21 protein-coding genes are annotated in these 19,511 nt (G+C 60.5%); 10 read left to right on the top strand and 11 right to left on the bottom strand.

Annotation, left to right across the window (positions count from 1 at the left end; all coding sequences use genetic code 11):
• Positions 1–5 precede the first annotated feature (5 nt).
• Positions 6–1,322 carry an NAD(P)H-dependent oxidoreductase gene (locus ACIQWS_RS17540; RefSeq protein ID WP_403182062.1) on the top strand — a complete coding sequence of 439 codons (1,317 nt, stop codon included), beginning with the start codon at positions 6–8 and terminating at the stop codon, positions 1,320–1,322.
• A 243-nt stretch (positions 1,323–1,565) separates the two neighbouring features.
• Positions 1,566–1,925 (top strand): hypothetical protein, encoded by a 360-nt coding sequence (locus tag ACIQWS_RS17535; protein WP_346305366.1) that lies wholly within the window; start codon positions 1,566–1,568, stop codon positions 1,923–1,925.
• A 12-nt stretch (positions 1,926–1,937) separates the two neighbouring features.
• Here ACIQWS_RS17535 and kynA read toward each other — a convergent pair whose 3' ends face one another.
• The 3 genes from kynA to ACIQWS_RS17520 are packed head-to-tail and all read right to left on the bottom strand — an operon-like array spanning position 1,938 to position 4,775.
• Positions 1,938–2,777, bottom strand: a complete 840-nt coding sequence (gene kynA, locus ACIQWS_RS17530; RefSeq protein WP_223614756.1) for a tryptophan 2,3-dioxygenase — start codon at positions 2,775–2,777, stop codon at positions 1,938–1,940.
• The gene (gene kynU, locus ACIQWS_RS17525; protein ID WP_403182058.1) at positions 2,774–4,009 is read right to left on the bottom strand and encodes a kynureninase; all 1,236 of its coding nucleotides are present in this window, start codon (positions 4,007–4,009) and stop codon (positions 2,774–2,776) included. The genes kynA and kynU overlap by 4 nt, the downstream gene beginning before the upstream one ends.
• Positions 4,010–4,031: 22 nt before the next feature.
• Positions 4,032–4,775 (bottom strand): GntR family transcriptional regulator, encoded by a 744-nt coding sequence (locus ACIQWS_RS17520; RefSeq protein ID WP_223614754.1) that lies wholly within the window; start codon positions 4,773–4,775, stop codon positions 4,032–4,034.
• A gap of 117 nt (positions 4,776–4,892) precedes the next feature.
• On the opposite strand from ACIQWS_RS17520, the gene ACIQWS_RS17515 reads away from it, so the two are divergent.
• The 4 genes from ACIQWS_RS17515 (at position 4,893) to ACIQWS_RS17500 (ending at position 8,588) form a co-directional block, all read left to right on the top strand.
• Positions 4,893–5,867: an ABC transporter substrate-binding protein gene (locus ACIQWS_RS17515; RefSeq protein WP_346305364.1), complete on the top strand. Its 975-nt coding sequence runs from the start codon at positions 4,893–4,895 to the stop codon at positions 5,865–5,867.
• 110 nt (positions 5,868–5,977) lie between these two features.
• Entirely contained in the window at positions 5,978–6,760 is a 783-nt protein-coding gene (locus tag ACIQWS_RS17510; RefSeq protein WP_346305367.1) for an ABC transporter ATP-binding protein, read from the top strand.
• Positions 6,761–6,765: 5 nt separating this feature from the next.
• Positions 6,766–7,680, top strand: a complete 915-nt coding sequence (locus tag ACIQWS_RS17505) for an ABC transporter permease (protein ID WP_346305363.1) — start codon at positions 6,766–6,768, stop codon at positions 7,678–7,680.
• A gap of 83 nt (positions 7,681–7,763) precedes the next feature.
• Positions 7,764–8,588: an alpha/beta hydrolase gene (locus tag ACIQWS_RS17500; RefSeq protein ID WP_346305362.1), complete on the top strand. Its 825-nt coding sequence runs from the start codon at positions 7,764–7,766 to the stop codon at positions 8,586–8,588.
• An 89-nt stretch (positions 8,589–8,677) separates the two neighbouring features.
• Here ACIQWS_RS17500 and ACIQWS_RS17495 read toward each other — a convergent pair whose 3' ends face one another.
• Positions 8,678–8,944, bottom strand: coding sequence for a helix-turn-helix domain-containing protein (locus ACIQWS_RS17495; protein WP_105733374.1), 267 nt, complete (start codon positions 8,942–8,944; stop codon positions 8,678–8,680).
• Positions 8,945–9,209: 265 nt separating this feature from the next.
• Here ACIQWS_RS17495 and ACIQWS_RS17490 point away from each other — a divergent pair, with 265 nt between their 5' ends.
• Together ACIQWS_RS17490 and ACIQWS_RS17485 are read left to right on the top strand one after the other, a co-directional pair.
• A complete protein-coding gene (locus tag ACIQWS_RS17490) occupies positions 9,210–9,395 on the top strand; it encodes a hypothetical protein (protein ID WP_346305361.1) in 186 nt (61 codons plus the stop codon).
• Between the two features lie 428 nt (positions 9,396–9,823).
• Positions 9,824–10,456, top strand: coding sequence for an outer membrane protein (locus ACIQWS_RS17485; RefSeq protein WP_403182046.1), 633 nt, complete (start codon positions 9,824–9,826; stop codon positions 10,454–10,456).
• Positions 10,457–10,708: 252 nt separating this feature from the next.
• Here the strand turns inward: ACIQWS_RS17485 and ACIQWS_RS17480 are convergent, their stop codons facing one another.
• The 5 genes from ACIQWS_RS17480 to ACIQWS_RS17460 form a co-directional block, all read right to left on the bottom strand.
• A complete protein-coding gene (locus ACIQWS_RS17480) occupies positions 10,709–11,908 on the bottom strand; it encodes an ABC transporter permease (protein ID WP_223614748.1) in 1,200 nt (399 codons plus the stop codon).
• Positions 11,909–11,910: 2 nt separating this feature from the next.
• Positions 11,911–12,630 carry an ABC transporter ATP-binding protein gene (locus ACIQWS_RS17475; protein WP_346305358.1) on the bottom strand — a complete coding sequence of 240 codons (720 nt, stop codon included), beginning with the start codon at positions 12,628–12,630 and terminating at the stop codon, positions 11,911–11,913.
• The gene (locus ACIQWS_RS17470; RefSeq protein WP_403182041.1) at positions 12,627–13,886 is read right to left on the bottom strand and encodes an efflux RND transporter periplasmic adaptor subunit; all 1,260 of its coding nucleotides are present in this window, start codon (positions 13,884–13,886) and stop codon (positions 12,627–12,629) included. Before ACIQWS_RS17470 ends, ACIQWS_RS17475 begins: the two co-directional genes overlap by 4 nt.
• 279 nt (positions 13,887–14,165) lie before the next feature.
• The gene (locus ACIQWS_RS17465) at positions 14,166–14,807 is read right to left on the bottom strand and encodes a 3-oxoacid CoA-transferase subunit B (protein WP_403182038.1); all 642 of its coding nucleotides are present in this window, start codon (positions 14,805–14,807) and stop codon (positions 14,166–14,168) included.
• A gap of 1 nt (position 14,808) precedes the next feature.
• Positions 14,809–15,555, bottom strand: coding sequence for a CoA transferase subunit A (locus ACIQWS_RS17460; protein ID WP_403182036.1), 747 nt, complete (start codon positions 15,553–15,555; stop codon positions 14,809–14,811).
• Positions 15,556–15,637: 82 nt separating this feature from the next.
• Between ACIQWS_RS17460 and ACIQWS_RS17455 the strand changes: the two genes are divergently transcribed.
• Entirely contained in the window at positions 15,638–16,225 is a 588-nt protein-coding gene (locus ACIQWS_RS17455; protein ID WP_223614743.1) for a LuxR C-terminal-related transcriptional regulator, read from the top strand.
• On the opposite strand, the gene ACIQWS_RS17450 is transcribed toward ACIQWS_RS17455, so the two are convergent.
• Entirely contained in the window at positions 16,226–16,774 is a 549-nt protein-coding gene (locus ACIQWS_RS17450) for a cupin domain-containing protein (protein WP_223614742.1), read from the bottom strand.
• Positions 16,775–16,924: 150 nt separating this feature from the next.
• Here ACIQWS_RS17450 and ACIQWS_RS17445 point away from each other — a divergent pair, with 150 nt between their 5' ends.
• On the top strand, positions 16,925–18,253 hold the full coding sequence (locus ACIQWS_RS17445) for an aspartate aminotransferase family protein (RefSeq protein ID WP_288192075.1): 1,329 nt from the start codon (positions 16,925–16,927) through the stop codon (positions 18,251–18,253).
• Here the strand turns inward: ACIQWS_RS17445 and ACIQWS_RS17440 are convergent, their stop codons facing one another.
• The gene (locus tag ACIQWS_RS17440) at positions 18,254–19,468 is read right to left on the bottom strand and encodes an ROK family protein (protein ID WP_403182029.1); all 1,215 of its coding nucleotides are present in this window, start codon (positions 19,466–19,468) and stop codon (positions 18,254–18,256) included.
• Positions 19,469–19,511 lie beyond the last annotated feature (43 nt).

Genomic DNA, 19,511 nt, shown 5'->3' with positions numbered 1-19,511 from the left:
TTGGTATGGCGAGCAATGTGGCATTGACGGGATTGGCGCGGGACATGCAGGCGCGGGCGGATGCGGGGCGTCCGATCCGCATCGGGCTGATCGGCTCGGGCGAGATGGGCACGGACATCGTCACGCGGGTGGCGCATATGCCCGGCGTCGAGATCGGCGCGATTTCCGAACTGAACCTGCCCAATGCGCTCAAGGCCGTCGATATCGCCTACCGCGAACCCGGGCATGCCAAGGAAGTGACCACCGCCTCGGCCCTGACCGCGGCGATGGAGGGCGGCAGGATCGCCGTCACCGGCAATGCCGACCTCATCCTCGAAAATGACCTGATCGACGTGGTGATCGATGCGACGGGCGTTCCGGCGGTCGGGGCCGAGATCGGCCTCAGAGCCATGGAGCACGGCAAGCACCTCGTCATGATGAATGTCGAGGCGGATGTGACCATCGGCGCGTACCTCAAAAGCGAGGCGGACCGCCTGGGCGTCACCTATTCGCTGGGCGCCGGCGACGAGCCGTCCTCCTGCATGGAGCTGATCGAGTTCGTCTCGGCCATGGGCCATCCGATCGTTGCCGCCGGCAAGGGCAAGAACAACCCGCTCAACATCGACGCCATTCCCGACGATTACCAGGAAGAGGCGGCACGCCGCCACATGAATGTGCGCATGCTGGTGGAATTCGTCGACGGGTCCAAAACCATGGTGGAAATGGCGGCGATCGCCAATGCGACGGGGCTGGTCCCCGACAAGGCCGGCATGCACGGCCCCGCCGCCACGCTGGACCAGCTCAACAAGACGCTGATCCCGCAAAAGGATGGCGGGCTGTTGTCGCGGGTCGGCGTTGTCGACTATTCCATCGGCAAGGGCGTGGCACCGGGCGTGTTCGTGGTTGCCGACATGTCGCATCCGCGCATTTCGGAGCGGATGGAGGATCTGAAGATGGGCAAGGGCCCGTATTTCACCTTCCACCGGCCCTATCACCTGACCTCGCTGGAAGTGCCGCTGACCTGCGCGCGCGTCGTGCTCTACGGCAAGGCCGACATGGTGCCTCTGGCGAAACCCGTGGCGGAAGTCTGCGCGGTGGCGAAGAAGGACCTGAAGGTCGGCGACACGCTCGATGCGATCGGCGAATATTGCTACCGCGCCTGGATCATGACGGCGCCGGAGGCGCGCGCCGCCGGAGCCATCCCCTGCGGCCTGTTGCAGGGTGGCACGGTGACGGCACCCATCGCCAAGGGCGCACTCATCACCAGCGCCAATGCCGCCCCCATCCCCGGCTCGAAGATCGTCGAACTCAGGCAGCGGCAGGACAAGCTCGTCTATGGCTGATTCGCGTCAAGCCGATTGACGCCACATTTGCGCCGTTCTGCCCCGGAGGGCGGGACGGCTTTTTATTTCGACCGTGAAACAAAATAACTTTATCATTTTAAAACAAAGGCTTGACGAATGCGTAGGCGATGAAAACCGCCCGCAAATAAACCTGTATAAAACCTGCATCTCCTTGAAAAAGCCGTGTCAAGTGCCAATATTAATAAATGGTTAACGACTGAGTCTTTGGTGCAGGAGAATGAAGTGCCAGCGTATCAAGTCAAATTTGCCTATCTGACCAAATACAAACAGACACGTCATCTGTTTCATCAGCTTGTCATTGCCGAAGACGAGGCCACGGCGCTTACCGAAGGCCGCAAGATGATGAACAGGCGCTCGCCCAATGCCCGAATCATGCATGAGTCCTGCGTTCTGCGCCCTGACAGCCAGGACGTCGAAAGCGCCACCGCCCAGGGCTGGGTGCTCAACGACAACTGGTGGTCACGGCCGATCAAGCCGGACGACGATCTGGCAGCCATTGCCAAGCACGGCTTTGCCCACAGCAACCACATTCACGCCAAGTCGGCGATGGACTGCGTCGCCATCGATAAATACGCCGCCTGATGCAATGCGGACCTAGAGTTCGGTCCGCATGCTCCACAATTCCGGAAACAGCACGACATCGAGCATCTTGCGCAGGTAATTGACGCCGGATGTTCCGCCCGTGCCGGTCTTGAAACCGATGATGCGTTCCACCGTGGTGACATGGTTGAACCGCCATCGGCGGAAATAATCCTCGAAATCCACCAGCTTTTCCGCCAGTTCATACAGCGGCCAGTGGGCCTCCGGCGAGCGGTAGACCACCAGCCAGGCATCGCGCACGCTGTCATTGGCCTCATAGGGCAGCGCGCAATCCCGCTCCAGCACCGCCGCGTCGATGGCAAAGCCCTTGCGGGCGAGCAGACGGATCGACTGGTCGTAAATGCTGGGCGCGCGCAGGATACCCTCCAGCCACGCATGAATATCGGGTCTGTGGGCGTGCGGGCGCATCATCGCGGCATTCTTGTTGCCGGCCAGAAACTCGATGGCGCGGTACTGGAACGACTGGAAACCCGATGACATGCCGAGCGCCTCGCGGAAGGTCGTGTACTCGCTCGGCGTCATGGTCCGGAGCACGTCCCAGGCGGAATTCAGCTGGTCGAGAATGCGCGAGACACGGCTGAGCATCTTGAACGACGGCGCAAGATCGTCTTTGGCAATGTGTTCGCAGACCGACATGAGTTCATGGATAACCAGCCGCATCCAGATTTCCGACGCCTGGTGCTGCACGATGAACAGCATTTCGTCATGGGCATCGGAGAGCGGTGCCTGTGCCGTCAATATCTTGTCGAGGCGCAGGTAGTCGCCATAGGACATGCGCCCGTCGAAGGACATCTGCGCGCCTTCCGTCTCCGGATTGTAGGGTGTGCGGCTCATGTGACGGCCTCCCTCACCTTGTATTTCGGCGCATCCCAGGCCCGTGTCGACAGAATGTCCCGCAGGATGGCAACCGCTTCGGACACTTCGGCAAAACTGAGATAAAGCGGCGTAAAGCCGAAGCGGATGATATCGGGCGCGCGGAAATCACCGATGACGCCGCGGGCGATCAGCGCCTGCATGATGGCATAGCCATTGTCGCAGGAATAGGAAACCTGGCTGCCGCGCTGATCGGGGTTGCGCGGCGTGACCAGCGTCAGGCCGAATTCTCCGGCAAAACCGTCGACTTCCTGAATGAAGAAATTGCACAGCGCCACGGACTTGGCCCGCAGCGCACCCATGTCCACCTCGTCCCACAGCGCCAGCGCCTCATCCATCGCCACCATGCCAAGCACGGAGGGCGTGCCGCACAGATACTGGTCAATGCTGTTTGACGGCGCATAGGATGATTCGAAGGCGAAGGGGGCGCGATGTCCGAACCAGCCGGACAGCGGCTGGCGAAAGCCGCCGTGATGGCACGGATTGACATAGAGAAACGCCGGAGCACCCGGACCCCCATTGAGATATTTATAGCCGCAGCCGATGGCAAAATCAGCGTCCGCACCCGTGAGATCAATCGCCATGGCACCGGCGGAATGGGCGAGATCCCAGATGACGAGAATGCCCTTGTCATGCGCCGCTTTGGTGATCGCGGCCATGTCGTGCCGATAGCCCGTGCGATAGTTCACATGGGTCAGCATGAGAACGGCGACATCGTCCGCCAGCATCGCCGGGATATCGGCAGGCTTGTCAGCCAGCACAAGCCGGTGGCCCTGACCGATCTGCCTGGCGACACCCTCGGCGATATAGAGATCGGTCGGAAAATTCTCCCGTTCCGAGACAATCTTGCTGCGGCCCGGATTGAGGCTGAGCGCGGCGGACAGCACCTTGAACAGATTGATGGAGGTGCTGTCGGCCGACACGACAGTGCCCTCCTGCGCCCCGATCAGGCGGCCGATCCGGCCGCCAACCTTTTGCGGCAGATGCACCCAGCCCGCCGTGTTCCAGCTGCGGATGAGCTGATTGCCCCATTCCTCGCTGATGGTGTGGGCCACGCGGGCTTTCACCGTCTTCGGCAGGGCGCCCAGTGAATTGCCGTCGAGGTAAATCACCCCATCCGGCAGATCGAACCGCTCGCGGAAATGGCGCAGGGTATCCGTCTCATCCGAATGTTTTGCATTGATCCGTGTCATCGTCACTCTTCTCTTTGATCTGTCAGGCGGCCGTATCAAAACCGGCGATGCCGCTGGCTTTGGCAAGTTTCAGAAAGGCGTCCTTGGCAAGCCGCACATGGTCCAGCATCAAGGCCGCTGCCCTGGCCTTGTCGCGGGCCAGCGCCGCTTCCATCAGGGCCGTGTGGGCATCGATCCCCAGCGCTTCGCGCGACAGGTTGCCGAGCGACTTGTCGCTGTTTTCCTGCGCGACACGGGTCAGGTGATCGATCCGCAGGATGATGTGGCGGCGATAGCGGTGCAGCTGGGCATGCAGCTGCTGGGCAAAGTTGAGCAGCCACTTTGACGACGCCCCGGCGATGAGCGCCATGTGAAATTCGGTGTGGGCGACGTCCCAGACATCGATTGCCTCGAACTGCGAAAAGGAATTGGGCACCTCGCAGGTCGACAGCCGGTAGTGTGCCCCGACGAGATTGGCCTCCCAGTCGCGGTCGCCGTTCTCGATGGAACTGACGAGGAGCTGGGTTTCGATGACAGACCGCGCCGCTTCGAGATCCTGCAGTTCCTCCAGGGTGACGATGGCCACGCGAAAGCCCTTGTTGGCCTCGGTGGTCACAAAGCTCTCCGCCTGCAGCCGGTTGAGCGCCTCCCGGACCGGCGTGGCACTGCTGCCGAGCTCAGCGGCCAGCGTGCGCAACCGCAGGGATTGCCCTGGTTGCAGGTCGCCGTTCAGGATGCGCGAGCGCAACGCTGTATAGAGGTTTTCCGACTTGATGCTTTCGGCCATTGCGTTCCCTCGGCCTTTGCCATTTTCTGTTTGTATATCATTTCACGTTTGTTATATTATTTTCAAGCCTGAGGAGGCGAGGCCAATAAAAAGCCAACAAAAAATGGAGAACAATCGATGATCGGTGCAAAATACGTCGTGCGGACAGCGCTTGCTGCAGCACTGGGAATGGGGCTTGGGCTCAGCGCAGCCTATGCGGAAACGAAGATCGGCATTGCGCAGTTCGGCAAGCATCCGCAGCTGGACGAGACCGTCACCGCCTTCAAGGCCGAACTGGTCAAGCTCGGCATTGCCGATGCAGTTTTCGATGAGCTGCAGGTGAATTTCGATGCAACGCTCATCCCGCAAATGGTGACGAAACTGGCTTCGGCCAATCCGAAACTGATCCTCGCCGTCACCACGCCGGTGGCACAGGGCGCCCGCCAGATCGTCGGCAACACCGGTACGCCGGTTGTTTTCGCCGCCGTGACCGATCCGGTCGTCGCCAAGCTGACACCCTCCTGGGAAGCCGGCGACAAGAACATGACCGGTGCGTCGGACCTGCAGGACGTCAACTCCGTCGTCAAGTTCATCAAACAGCTGCTGCCGGATGCCAAGCGTCTCGCCTATCTCTACAATCCGGGTGAAGACAATGACGTTGCCGTGTTGAAGCTGGTCAAGGAAGCTGCCGCGGCGCAGGGCCTGACCGTCGTGGAAGTCGGTCTCGACAACACCAATGACATTCCGATGCGCGTGAGCTCGCTCGCCGGCAAGGCCGATGTCATTTACGTACCGGCCTCGAACCTGGTGCAGCCGGCCGTTCCCGCTGTTGCCGCCGCAGCGCTCAGCATCAATATCCCGATCGTCAATGCCTCGGCCCAGGCCGTGCGTGACGGCCTTGTCGCCGCTGCCTTCGAAGTGTCCTACACCAAGGTTGGCCAGAACGCCGCCAAGCTTGCTGCCGAGATCATTGCCGGAAAGTCCGCTGCCAGCCTCGCACCGATCAAGCCGTCCTATGCGGATCACGCGGCGCTGATCAACGAGAAGGTCCTGGAGAAAACCGGGCATAAAGCCCCGGACTCCCTCAAGGATTGCGGCTGTTTCGTCAAATAAGCCTTCTCCTATCGTCTGCAAACATATAGTTCCTGCGCCATCACAGGCGCAGGAACTTTTGACACGGGGCGCTTCGTCCTGGTTTGAGGGGCTCAAACATGACTACCAACATGCTTGCCGTAACGGGCGGCACAAAGATTTTCTATCGCGGCACGCTGGATGAACGCCGGGCGCTTGATGGCTTGAACATCGCGCTCAAACCGGCCGACTTCTGCATCGTCATCGGCAGCAATGGCGCGGGCAAGTCCAGTTTTCTCAATGCCGTTTCCGGCAAACTGCCGCTCGATGCCGGACGGATCACGATTGACAGCCAGGATGTCACCAAGCTGAACGCGCATCGCCGTGCGCAGTTCATTGCCCGCGTGTTCCAGGACCCGATGATCGGTACGGCGCCGACCATGACCATCGGCGAGAACATGCTGCTGGCCGAATTGCGTGGCAAGCCGCGCGGCTTCTCCTACGGGCTGACCGCGCCGCGCAAGGCCAAATATCGTGAACAGCTCGCGGAACTCAATCTCGGCCTGGAAAACCGGCTGGACATGCCGGTCGGGCTTTTGTCCGGCGGCCAGCGCCAGTCGCTATCGCTGGTGATGGCGGTGTCGACACGGCCCAAACTGCTGCTGCTCGACGAGCATACGGCCGCGCTCGATCCGCGCACCGCCAAGCTGGTGATGGACACAACCGTGCGCGCCGTCGAGGAACTGAAGCTGACCACGCTGATGGTCACGCACAATATGGAACATGCGATCAAGTACGGCAACAAGATCGTCATGATGGATGCAGGCAAGGTTCTGCTTGAGATCGGACAGGAGGAGAAACGCGGCATTACCGTACCCGACCTCATTGACCGGTTTCACACCAAATCCGACGCCATCGCATTGCAGGGGAGTTGAGCAGCATGCTGGACATTCTTACCAGTTTCTACGGTCTCATTCCCGTCACGATAGCGCAAAGCCTGATCGTCGCCTTCGTGGTGCTCGGCGTGATGCTGCCGTTCCGCATCCTGAATTTCCCGGATCTGACATCGGAAGGCGCCTTCCCGCTCGGCGGCTGCGTCTGCGGCACGCTGATCAGCATGGGCGTCAATCCGTTTCTGGCCTGCGGCGTCGCGCTTGTCTGCGGCTTTCTCGCCGGCTGCACCACGGCATTCATCCACCTGCGCTTCAAGATCAACACGCTGCTCGCCGGCATCCTCGTCATGACGATGCTCTACAGCATCAATCTGCGCATCATGGGCCGCACAAACATTCCGCTCTTCACCTATGACACGGTCTTCACCATTCTTGCCGGCCCGTCGGCCAACGTTCCCTGGGTGAAAATCCTGATCGTCGGCGCCCTGATTGCCCTGGTTGTCGGCCTGATGCTGTATTTCTTCATGTCGGAAAAGGGCACCTCGATGCGCGCCGTCGGCGCAAGCCCTGACATGGCGGAAGCACAGGGCATCAATGTCGGCATCGCCACCATCATGGGCGTCGGCGTTGCCAGTGCGCTTTCGGCAACCGGCGGCAGCATCATGGTGCAGACGCAAGGTTTCGTCGACGTCAATATGGGCTTCGGCATCCTGATCAACGGCCTTGCCGCGCTGATCATCGGCGAAGCGATCACCGGACGGCAAACCATCCTGCGCCAAGTCATGGCGCCGGTGGTCGGTTCGATCGTCTATTACCAGCTGATTTCCTTCTGCCTGACGCTTGGTCTGGCCCCGGCCGATCTGAAATTCGCCACCGGCGCATTCGTTCTGCTGATGCTGGCCTTGCCCAACCTGCGCAAATCCGGCTCCGGTACGCAGATTCGCGAAAAGATACGGGAATAGACAACCCGCATGATGAACCCGGCATTTTGCGCCGGGTTCGTCCTCTGATAGTCTTGGGCAACGGCATCGATGGGGGAACCGTCATGAGCGCGAAATTCGACTGGGACGCCGCCTATTCCAATGGCGCCTACATCCCCGGGGGAAATGATTTTCCACCGAAATGGAAGGGGCTTGCCGCGGACTTTCGGACGGAAATGACAACCGCCGGCCGGCTGAGGGCCGATATCGGCTACGGTCCGCATGAACGCAATGTCCTCGATCTCTTCATGCCGCGCGGCGAGGCGAAGGGCCTCGTCGTGTTCGTGCACGGCGGATTCTGGATGAGTTTCGACAAGTCGGCGTGGTCGCATCTGGCAAAGGGGCCGCTCACGCACGGGTTTGCCGTCGCCATCCCATCCTATGTGCTGTGCCCGCAGGCCCGCATCAGCGACATCACCGTGCAGATTGGCACCGCCATTACCCATGCCGCGGGAGAAGTCCCCGGACCGGTTCACCTGACGGGCCATTCGGCGGGCGGGCATCTCGTCGCCCGGATGGTGTCGTCCACCTCGCCGCTCGGGCAGCCTATTCGCCATCGCATCCGCAAAACGGTGCCCATATCGGCGCTCGGCGATCTGCGTCCCCTGATGAAGACGCGGATGAATGAAACGTTTCATCTCGATGCTGTCGAGGCGCGGCTGGAGAGCCCTGCCCTGCTCGAACCGCAGGAAGGCATTGACGTGACAGCCTGGGTCGGCGGCGCGGAACGGCCGGAATTCGTGCGCCAGAGCACACTGCTGGCCAATATCTGGTCAGGCTTCGAGTGTCACGCGGATGTGGTGGAAGAGCCGGGAAAACATCATTTCGATGTGATTGACGGCCTGGCCGATGGCGAGCACCCGCTGACGCGTACGCTGCTCTGCCTGTAGCCAGGGAATCACCAGAATCAAAAGACTGCCAGAGTTGGGATTTGGCTCTGGCAGTCTTTTGGATTTTTTGATTTAAAAAATCAATTATTTCATGCGCTTAGACGTTTTGAGACGTCAGGCGTCATGGCATTTGCCGGCAGCCCGAGGGCATGGGCAATGCGTTCCAATTTCGTCGGGTCGGAATTCTGCCCGCTTTCAATTGTATCAATTTCAAGGGTTGTAAGACCGCACGCAACGGCCAAATCCTCTACGGAATATCCGAATTGTTCGCGGAACGCCCTAACAATGTTTGTACCATTGGCTATCGCCGTGGAAATGGCTTCTGGCAATGAATAGTCGCCGACGGTTGTGCTCATCGCTTTGCTCCTAACGTGAATGGTTGGTTAACAAATCGGAAGGCAGAACTTATACGTCCATCGTCTTCGATCAAGCCTTTTATCAGCGATCACCAAAAACGTGATCGCAAAGCTCCGTCCGAACATGCCTTATTTAGGCACCAGATGTCAGTAGAATACTGTAATTCGCGGAATGTTAACTCGACCAATTCCTAAAGAATATCAGTGGATTGTTACGCCACTGTGTCACTTGTGACAGGCTATATATAGGAAAGATGCGGCGGAAATGAACCATCACCCCCTGAAATATTTCAAACCGGTATTTTTGACGCTGGCCGCAGGCCTTTCCCTGCTGACGGGATGCGCAGGCGGTGTCTATTACGATACGTTCCGGTATGATGCGACCTGCGTCGACACGGATTCGCGCCACCCGGAGCGGGGTCCGGTCTGCGTGGTGGAAAAGACCCGTTAAAACCCTCCGGGGATCGCGGCGGCGCCAGGCAACAGGGCGCGCCTTGCGGCATGCCGGCGAACAGCGTCTGACACGCCGAATGCCGTTTTTGCTTAAGAAATCGTAAACAAAAACGCTATAAATTATTGAAATATATAATTAAATTTCTCATTTTCCCGTTCTGTGCAATGTGGATGCAATCTTCAATTGCAAAATAAACCATGTCTTCCGGCGCAAGAGGTATTGCCGGAAGTGGGGTGGTCGATTGCAGGGGTTTTGCGTCAGTTTCGGTGGCCATTTCATGGATCGGGCGATCATCGCGCCGGAAGACATCTGTACCAGAGCGTGATCAACCCAAGTGTATCAGGCTCTCAGGAGTTGAACCCGCGCATCAACATGTCGCCGGACAGTTCGGTGGATCATGCGCTTGTATGTTTGGAGTAATGCGAATGTCCTCTCAGAGAAAGACTGTCTTGCTCGCCGGCGCCTTTGCGCTGGCAGCCTTATCAACCGGGACGGCGATGGCCGCCGATCTCTACAATTCCGCACCGACCTATCGTGATCCGCCCGCCTCACAGTGGAGCGGCGCATATATCGGCGCCCATGGCGGAACCGCCTTTACCAAGTTTCCCAACCCCTTCGCCGACAGAAACGGCTGGAGCGGCGGTATCCAGGGCGGCTACAACTACCAGATGGGACCGGCTGTCCTCGGTGCCGAAGTGGAAGGCTCCTATCTCGGCGGTGCCGAGCACAAGGTCCTTGGCGGCAAGGTCGAAGAAAAATGGCGCGCCGCCGCCAAGGCCAAGGCGGGCCTGACCTTCAACCAGACGCTTGTCTTCGGAACGGCCGGTGTGGCCATGACCAAATTCGATTCCGGCGACAAGGTGCGTGACACCAGCGGCTGGAAGACCGGTTATCTCGTCGGCGCCGGCGTTGAACAGGCCTTTGCCGGCGGCCTGTCGGCCAAGATTGAATACAACTACATCCACACGCCCAATGTGAAGGCAACGTCGGCTCTCGGCCGCAGCGAGACCGACATTGGCAGTCATGAGCTTAAAGCCGGTCTCAACTACCGGTTCTGACGACAACGCATGATCCCGGTGGCGCAAAGGCCGCCGGGATCATGTCCGACCGCATTCCGCAGCGCCGTGGATTTCAGTCCCGTCCACGCGCTTGCGGTGTAGAAGTGCCTATCCATCATGGGCACTGTTCGGAGAGAGAATGGTCAAGGCACTTGCAGGGATCCCGCCCATCAGTCCCTGCCGCCAAGACTGTTTTCTCTCCGTTCTGTTTAGGGGTCTTTCCTGCTCAAACAGGACACATGGCTACCGGCGCTACTCATAGCGCAGTGCGTCGATGGGATTCATCCGCGCGGCGCGGCGCGCCGGGAAATAGCCGAACACCACGCCGATCAGGGCGGAAAAGCCGAAGGCGATGAGGACGATCGACGGATCGAAGACGAACGGCACCCCCATCAATGTCACCGCGGTAAAGGCGAGCGCCAGGCCGATCACCGTGCCGATCAGGCCGCCGAACAGGCAAAGCACGATGGCCTCGACCAGAAACTGCGTCAGCACCTGCCCTTCCGTGGCACCGATGGCCAGGCGCACACCGATCTCGCGGGTGCGCTCGGTGACGGAGACCAGCATGATGTTCATGATGCCGATGCCACCGACCAGCAGGCTGACAGCAGCGATGGACGACAGGAGCCCGGTCAGGATCACGGTGGTCATGGAAACGATGCCAAGAATCTGGCTGAGATCGGTCACCTCGAAATCCCGGTCGCCCGACTGGCGGATTTTACGGCGTTCCTTGAACAGGTCCTCAAGCGCCGTCTTGACGGGTGCCGTTGCCCCATCCCTTGCCGAAACCGTTATCAGGGAGACATCGGTTGAACCGGCAATGCGCCGCTGGAACATGCGGAATGGGATGAGGACCATGTTGTCCTGATCCTGCCCGTCGATTGCCTTGCCCTTGGAGACCAGCGTACCGATGACTTCGCAGGAAATGCGGTTGACGCGGATGCGCTCGCCGTCCGGAATGCTGTTGCCGAACAGGACCCTTTGCACCGTCGCACCGATGATGCAGACGGAGCGGCCGCTGCGCTCCTCCGATTCCAGAAAATTGCGGCCCGTGGCAAGCTGCCAGTTCATGGTGGTGAAGTAATCGTTGGTGGAACCGACGATCGATGCCGTCCGGCTGTTGCCCTCGCGGATGGCGGTGCCCGAGACCTGGCCGAGCGGCGCCACAGCGGCGACGCCCGGCACCTGATCGCGGATCGCATCGACATCCCGGATATCGAATGTGCGCGGCGGCAGGGTCGACCGGCGCTCCGGATTGCCGGGTGATACGAACAGCAGGTTGGTGCCGAGCTTGGAGATTTCGCCGGTCACCCTCTGGCGCGTGCCATTGCCGACGGTGACCATCGCGATCACCGCGCCGACGCCGATGACAATGCCCAGCATCGTCAGGAAGGAGCGCATCATGTTGCGCGACATGGAGTGCAGTGCCAGCCGGAACGCTTCAAGCAGCATGGTTATATATCCTGTCTGCGTTCGTCGCTCTGGATGTGACCATCGACAAAGCGGATGATGCGCTTGGCGTAGGCGGCGATATCCGGCTCGTGCGTGACCATGATCACGGTGATGCCGCTGTCGCGGTTAAAGCCGGAGATCAGTTCCATGATCTCGACACTCGTCTTCGTGTCGAGATTGCCGGTCGGCTCGTCGGCGAGCAGCACCTGCGGGTTGGTGACGATGGCGCGGGCAATCGCCACACGCTGCTGCTGGCCGCCCGACAATTCCGAAGGGACATGATTGGCGCGTGCCGCCAGCCCCACCTGCCGCAATGCTTCCAGTGCCCGCTTGCGCCGCTCCGCAGCGCCCATGCCGCGATAGATGAGGGGCAGCTCCACATTCTCCACGGCGGATGTGCGGCGCAGGAGATTGAACCCCTGGAAGACGAATCCCAGCAATTCGCGCCGCAGCGTCGTCTGCTGATGCCGGTCGAGCTGGTCGATGCCGGTGCCGCCGAACAGATACTGCCCGGTGCTTGGCCGGTCGAGACAGCCGATCAGGTTCATCGCCGTCGACTTGCCGGAACCCGACGGCCCCATGATGGCAACGAAATCGCCCCGTTCGATGGCAAAGTCCACTCCCGCCAGGGCGTGGACCGCCGCCTCGCCCGCTCCATAACTCTTGGTGATCCGGCGGAATTCGATCAGCGGCACGGCTTTTTGCACGGACTGGATGGTCATTTGGGCGGCGTGCTCGCTGCCACGATGACCTCGTCGCCTTCCTTGACGCCGCCCGAGAGTACGATGGTGTTGCGCCCGTCCGTCGCCCCGGCGCGCACCTCGATTTTTTCCGGCTTGCCCGCACGAAGCACCCAGACGGACCGCTGTACACCGGCTTCCTTCTTCACCGTGTCGGGGATGCTTGCCGTCTGCTCGGGGCTCTCGCTTGCCTCGGTTTTCGCCGGCGCGCTGGGCGGCGCAAAACGCAGGGCGGCATTCGGCACCAGCAGGGCATCCTTGACCTCCCTGACCTTGACATAGGCTGTCGCCGTCATGCCGGGACGCAGGGCAAGGTCGTCATTCTCGACGGCCAGCATCGCCTTGTACGTCACGACATTCGATACGGTTTCCGGCTGGAACCGGATATTGACGATCTTTGCCGGGAATGTCCGGTCCGGATAGGCATCGACATTGAAGGTTGCGTCCTGCTGCGGCTTGACCAGACCGACATCGGCTTCGTCGACATTGACCTGCAGCTGCATCTTCTTCAGGTTGCCGGCGAGCTTGAACAGCACGGGCGCCTGAAACGCCGCGGCCACCGTTGCCCCCGGATCGACCGAGCGGCTGAGCACGACGCCGTCGATCGGCGAAACGATCTTGGATTTGCGCAGGGAGGTCTCGTTGACCTGCAGTTCCGCTTCCGAAACGGCTACCTCGGCATTGGCGACGTCGAGCGCGGCGACGGCCGAATCATATTCCGACTTGGCCACATCCAGCTCGCGCACCGACGAAACCTTGCTGTCCTGCAGCGATGTCATGCGCTCGAACGCGTTCTTCTTGGCCGCAAGCGTCGCCTGCGACTGCACGACCCGCGCTCGCGATGCCAGAAGTTTTGACTTCGAGCTCTCGATGTTGGTCCTGATCGTGTCGATATCCAGCGTTGCCAGCACGTCGCCTTTGGCCACAAAACTGTTGTAGTCGACCAGAACGGTGCGCACGGTGCCGGAGAGCTCGCTGGATACATCCACCTGTTCGGTCGGCTGAACGGTTCCGGTCGCCGATACGGTGATGGAAAGCGTGCCCCTGGTCAGCGGCTTCTGGGTGTAGTCATAGTGGGTTCCGCGCGAAAACCAGCTCACCGCCGCCAAAGCCAGGATGACGAGAAGCCCGCCGCCAAACAGAAAGGGATGCCTGCGAAAGACGTTCCGCCGCCTCTTATTGTCCACAATGGAAGCCAGAGTCTTGCTCAGATCGGGTTGGTTTGTTGAGGAATCCACGCCGTTACGCCATTCGCTTGATCGGTTGCATGATACGCCAAAGCGCTTCGGCTGAGATAAGCGCACAAAAAACAGACTTCAATGCGATGGCCTTTTTACTATTGACCGCCTGCGGGGCGGTCTTCATTCATCCTGACCCTGATCATCGCAGGACGAGATTGCGTCAGCATTGCAGACCAATTGCCGATAAAACGGGGCTAAAATGGCCGCGCCCCCGCTGAAAAGCAGCGAGCCGGCAGAGGATCACGCTCTGCCGACTCGCATGATACGTAAAATATCTTACAGGGCGACGTCGAATGCCGCCTGTGTCTTTGCCTTGATTTCGTCCACGGTAACGCCGGGCGCAATCTCGACGAGCGTCATCTTCGGTTCGCCGCGCCGCTCGATCGTGAAAACGCCAAGATCGGTGATGATGAGATCGGTGACGCGCTGTCCCGTGAGCGGAAGCGTGCATTCTTCCAGAAGCTTGGCCTCGCCCTTGGCCTCATGCTCCATGACAACGACGACCTTCTTGACACCGGCCACCAGGTCCATGGCGCCGCCCATGCCCTTGACCATCTTGCCCGGAACCATCCAGTTGGCCAGATCGCCATTGCGCGCCACCTGCATGGCACCAAGGATCGACAGGTCGATGTGCCCGCCGCGGATCATGCCGAAACTGTCGGCGCCGGAGAAATAGCTGGTTGTCGGCAGTTCGGTGATGGTCTGCTTGCCCGCATTGATGAGGTCGGCATCCTCCTCGCCCTCATAGGGGAACGGGCCCATGCCGAGCATGCCGTTCTCGCTCTGCAGCTGGACGCTCATGCCGGTCGGGATGTAATTGGCGACAAGGGTTGGAATACCGATGCCGAGATTGACGTAGAAACCGTCCTGCAGTTCTTTCGCGGCCCGTTCGGCCATCTGATCACGTGTCCAGGCCATCTCAGTTCACCTCGCTTGCAGCGACAAGACGCGGACGGGTCGTCCGTTGTTCGATATGTTTGACAGGGTTCGGCACATGCACGACGCGCTTGACGAAAATGCCCGGCGTATGGACATGGTCGCCATCGATCTTGCCGGCATCGACCAGGTTTTCCACTTCGGCAATCGTCACCTTGGCGGCTGTCGCCATGATCGGATTGAAATTGCGGGCGGTCTTGCGGTAGACGAGATTGCCTTCGGTATCGCCCTTGAAGGCGTGAACGATGGACAGGTCGGCAAACAGGCCGCGTTCCATCACATAGGACTCGCCATCGAATTCGCGCACGTCCTTGCCGTCGGCAATGATGGTGCCGACGCCGGTCTTGGTGAAGAACGCCGGAATACCTGCGCCACCGGCGCGGATGCGTTCGGCCAGCGTGCCCTGCGGGTTGAATTCCAGCTCCAGTTCGCCGGAAAGATACTGCTGGGCGAACAGTTTGTTCTCGCCGACATAGGACGAGATCATCTTGCGGATCTGTCTTGTTTCCAGAAGCACGCCAAGGCCGATGCCGTCAACGCCCGCATTGTTGGAAATGACCGTCAGATTCTTCACGCCGGAATCGCGGATCGCATAGATCAGGGCTTCCGGAATGCCGCACAGGCCAAAGCCGCCCGCCATGATCGTCATGCCGTCAAACAGCACGCCATCCAGCGCATCGCTTACATTTGATCGTACTTTTTTCAAGAACACTCTCCCATTGTTCTGCATCCTCTGCGGCAGGGTCTGAACGCTGCCGTTGCCGCAACGGTATGGCTTGTCTTGATGGCACAGGTAGTCGTATTAATACTGCATGACCACAGCCGAGTTTCCTATCTCCGACATTGCCGTTTCAGGAAGCGCAAAACGCTTCGTGTTGACCGACATGCCGGTGCCGATGGTCTATGCGACACACCGTATCATACGCGATTGCAATTTCGAATTCGCCGAGACCTTCGGCTATGAACGCGGCGAACTGATCGACCAGAGTTTTAGCCGCCTCTATCCCAAGATCACCGACTTCGTGCGTACAGGAGAAATGTGGCGAACGAATTTCGCCGGCGGGCGCGTCTATTACGACGAGCGGGTGATGCGGCGGCGCGACGGCGCCAGCTTCTGGTGCCGGGTGCGCGGACGCAGCGGCAACCACGCCGATCCCTTCGCCGAAGCGCTCTACTGCTTCGAGCCGATGAACCGGACGGTGGCAGGCAATGCCAGCCTCATCTCCGACAGGCAGAAACAGGTGCTGACGCTTGTTTCCCAAGGCAAGACCAATGCGCAGATCGCCCTGGAAATCGGCCTGTCAAAACGCACTATCGAGGCGCACCGCGCCCGCATCATGCGCGCGTTCGGGCTGCACAACAGCGCCGAACTCATCGCCTGGTTTTCATCCCTGCGCTGATCAGAATGTCGGCGGCGTGCAGGCGCTGACGACCTCGCAGGGATTGGGGCCGACGCAGCGGAAACGGTGCGGCTGGCGGCTTTCGAAATAATAGGCGTCGCCCGGGCCGAGAATGCGCCGCTGGTCGTCGACGGTCACTTCGATCCGCCCGCTGATGACGACACCGCCCTCTTCCCCCTCGTGCACGAGCATGACCCGGCCCGTATCGCCGCCGGGTTCATAGCGCTCTTTCAGGATCTGCAGGGCACGGCCGAACAGGTTCTCGCCGATTTGCAGGTAGGAGATATTGCCCTTGCCGATTTCGACCAGTTCACCCGCCTCGTAGAACACCTTCTGCTTGCGGTCCGGTTCAAGGGCGAAGAATTCGGACAGGCCGATGGGAATGCCATCAAGAATGCGCTTGAGCGCACCGACCGAGGGATTGGTCTGATTGGACTCGATCAGCGAGATGGTGGAGTTGGTCACGCCCGCCCGCTTGGCCAGTTCGCGCTGCGACAGGTTGTGCCTTTGCCGCAGGAAGCGCAGACGCCCGCCCAGATCAATTTGCATCGGATGCCCCTCCGGCTGTTCTACATGTTCGATATAATGAATTTATGAATGACGTATTCAGTAAAATCAATGCTTTATGTGAACATAGAAAAGGACTTGTTGGTGAATAGAAAGCATGGCTCCCTGTGATGAGAAGAGGAGTCGCCCCACATGCTCATGAGCAATACACCATCACTCGAAAATTACTGGATGCCATTCACGGCGAACCGGCAGTTCAAGGCAGCGCCGCGCCTGCTCGCCTCCGCCAAGGGCATGTACTACACCGATGTCGATGGCGGACAGGTGCTGGACGGCACGGCGGGCCTCTGGTGTGTCAATGCCGGGCACGGGCGCGAAAAGATCGCCGACGCCGTGGCGCGCCAGTTGATCACCATGGACTATGCGCCGTCGTTCCAGATGGGCCACCCCCTCGCCTTCGACTTTGCCGAAAAACTTGCGGCGCACGCGCCGGGCGGCAAGAAGGCCGGTCTGACAAAAGTATTCTTCACTGGCTCGGGTTCGGAATCCGTCGATACCGCGCTGAAGATCGCCATCGCCTATCAGCGCGCCATCGGACAGGGCACGCGCACCCGGGTCATCGGCCGTGAGCGCGGCTATCACGGCGTCGGCTTCGGCGGCATTTCCGTCGGCGGCCTCGTCAACAACCGCCGCGTCTTTCCGCTCCTGCCAGGCACCGACCACATCCGCCACACGCACGATCCCGTCCGCAACGCCTTCGTCAAAGGCCTGCCTGAACACGGCGCGGATCTGGCCGACGATCTGGAGCGGCTGGTCGCGCTGCACGGTGCGGAAACCATTGCCGCAGTCATCGTCGAACCGGTTGCCGGGTCAACCGGCGTTCTCCTGCCGCCGAAGGGCTATCTCGAGCGTTTGCGCGCGCTCAGCCAGAAGCATGGCATCCTGCTGATTTTCGATGAGGTCATCACGGGCTTCGGCCGCCTCGGCACGCCGTTTGCCGTCGACTACTTCGGCGTGGTGCCCGATCTCGTCACCACCGCCAAGGGCCTGACCAACGGTGCCGTCCCCATGGGCGCGGTGTTTGCCAGCGAAACCATTTACGACGCGCTGATGCATGGCCCGGAGAGCCAGATCGAGCTTTTCCACGGCTATACCTATTCCGGGCATCCCGTCGCCTGCGCCGCCGGTCTGGCCACGCTGGAAGTCTACGAGGAGGAAGGGCTCCTGACCCGCGCCGCTGATGTGGCAGAGCACTGGCAGGATGCGATCCACAGTCTCAAGGGCCTGCCCGGTATTGTCGACATCCGCACCATCGGCCTCGTTGCCGGCATAGAACTCGCCTCGCGTCCCGACGCTGTGGGTGCTCGCGGCTACGATGTCTTCACCGACTGCTTCAAGAAGGGCCTGCTGGTGCGCGTGACCGGCGATATCATCGCCCTGTCGCCGCCACTGATCGTCGAGAAGGAACAGATCGACACCATCGTGTCGATGCTGGGCGACGCCATCAAAAACGCCGCCTGATCAGGGCGTTTTCAGAATTGCCGAGAAGCGCGGGTCAAAGGCCCGCGCGATCGGTTCCGCTGCCGCTCCCAAGGCGACTGACCAAGGATCAGCGAGCCCTGCCTGAAGGCGGGGCTCGGGGTAGCGGAGAGCCCGGTCCGCTATCGACGGCATCAGGGGTCCCATCCGCTCGATCAGGCGGTCAATCAGCGCTTTGGGCGCACCGCCGCACAGAATGGTGGTCTGCGGATCGAAGATCGATTCCAGCATCTGGACAGTCCGGCGCAAACGGTCCGCCGCGTTGTCGATCCAGCGCTCCACTTCGGGACCGCCATTGACCACCGCATCGGTGACCAGTGCGAAAAGCCGGGGGTCCGAAGGGTCGATACCCAGCACATTGCACAGCGAGGCCATGGATGTGTAGTGCTCCAGCGGCTCGACATTCGCATCGTCGCCGGGAGCCAGTGCCAGCATCATGCCGATCTCGCCGGCATTGGAGTAGGCCCCGCCATAAATCTCGCCATTGAGGATCAGCCCGGCGCCGAGACCATAGCCGAGATAAATGCACACGACATGGTCAAGGCCATGGGCGGCGCCCAGCAGCCTTTCCGCCGTTGCCGCCGCCGAGGCATCGTTCTGCAGGGCAACTTCGAGGCCGGTGCCTTCCGCTATCCGTTCGGCCAGCGGAAAGTTCTGCCAGGCTGTCATCATCCATGGATCGTCATAGAGCTCATTGATGCCGAAGGGCCCGGGCATGGCAAGGCCGAGCCCGACGAGCTTTCTCGCCGCATGCGGGAATTGCGCTGTCAGCGTTTCACAGGCCTTCTTGACGATATCGAGAATGACAAGAACCCCTTCCGCCGGGCCGCCGGAGGGCAATTTGGATTCCGTCTGCACCAGCACGTCGCCAACCAGGTTGACGATGACGGTGCGCGTGACATGCCGGTCGATCTGCAAGCCGACCGCGAAAGCGCCATCGGGCACCAGATGGTACGGTGTGGCAGGCTGGCCCCGGCCCTTGCGGACACTGGCCTGCGACTGCACGAGCCCGTCCCGGGCCAGTTCCTCGATGATGTTGGACACGGTCTGCGGGGTCAGTCCGGTGGCACGGGCAAGGTCGGCGCGGGACAAGGCGCCATTGACCCGCAGCGCATCGATCATGATGCGACGGTTGTGCGCGCTCGCACCACCCAGATTGGTTCCGCTCTTGGCCCGGATCGATTTTCTCGCGTCCATTCCGCCCCCTCTTGACACCAGATCAATATTGATCAAGAAATAA

Origin of the sequence: Phyllobacterium sp. NPDC097923 (assembly GCF_044760925.1) — a bacterium.
In the GTDB taxonomy this organism is placed as follows: domain Bacteria; phylum Pseudomonadota; class Alphaproteobacteria; order Rhizobiales; family Rhizobiaceae; genus Phyllobacterium; species Phyllobacterium calauticae.
Note: the sequence above shows the minus strand (reverse complement) of the source record. Positions and strands in the feature narration are given on the sequence as shown.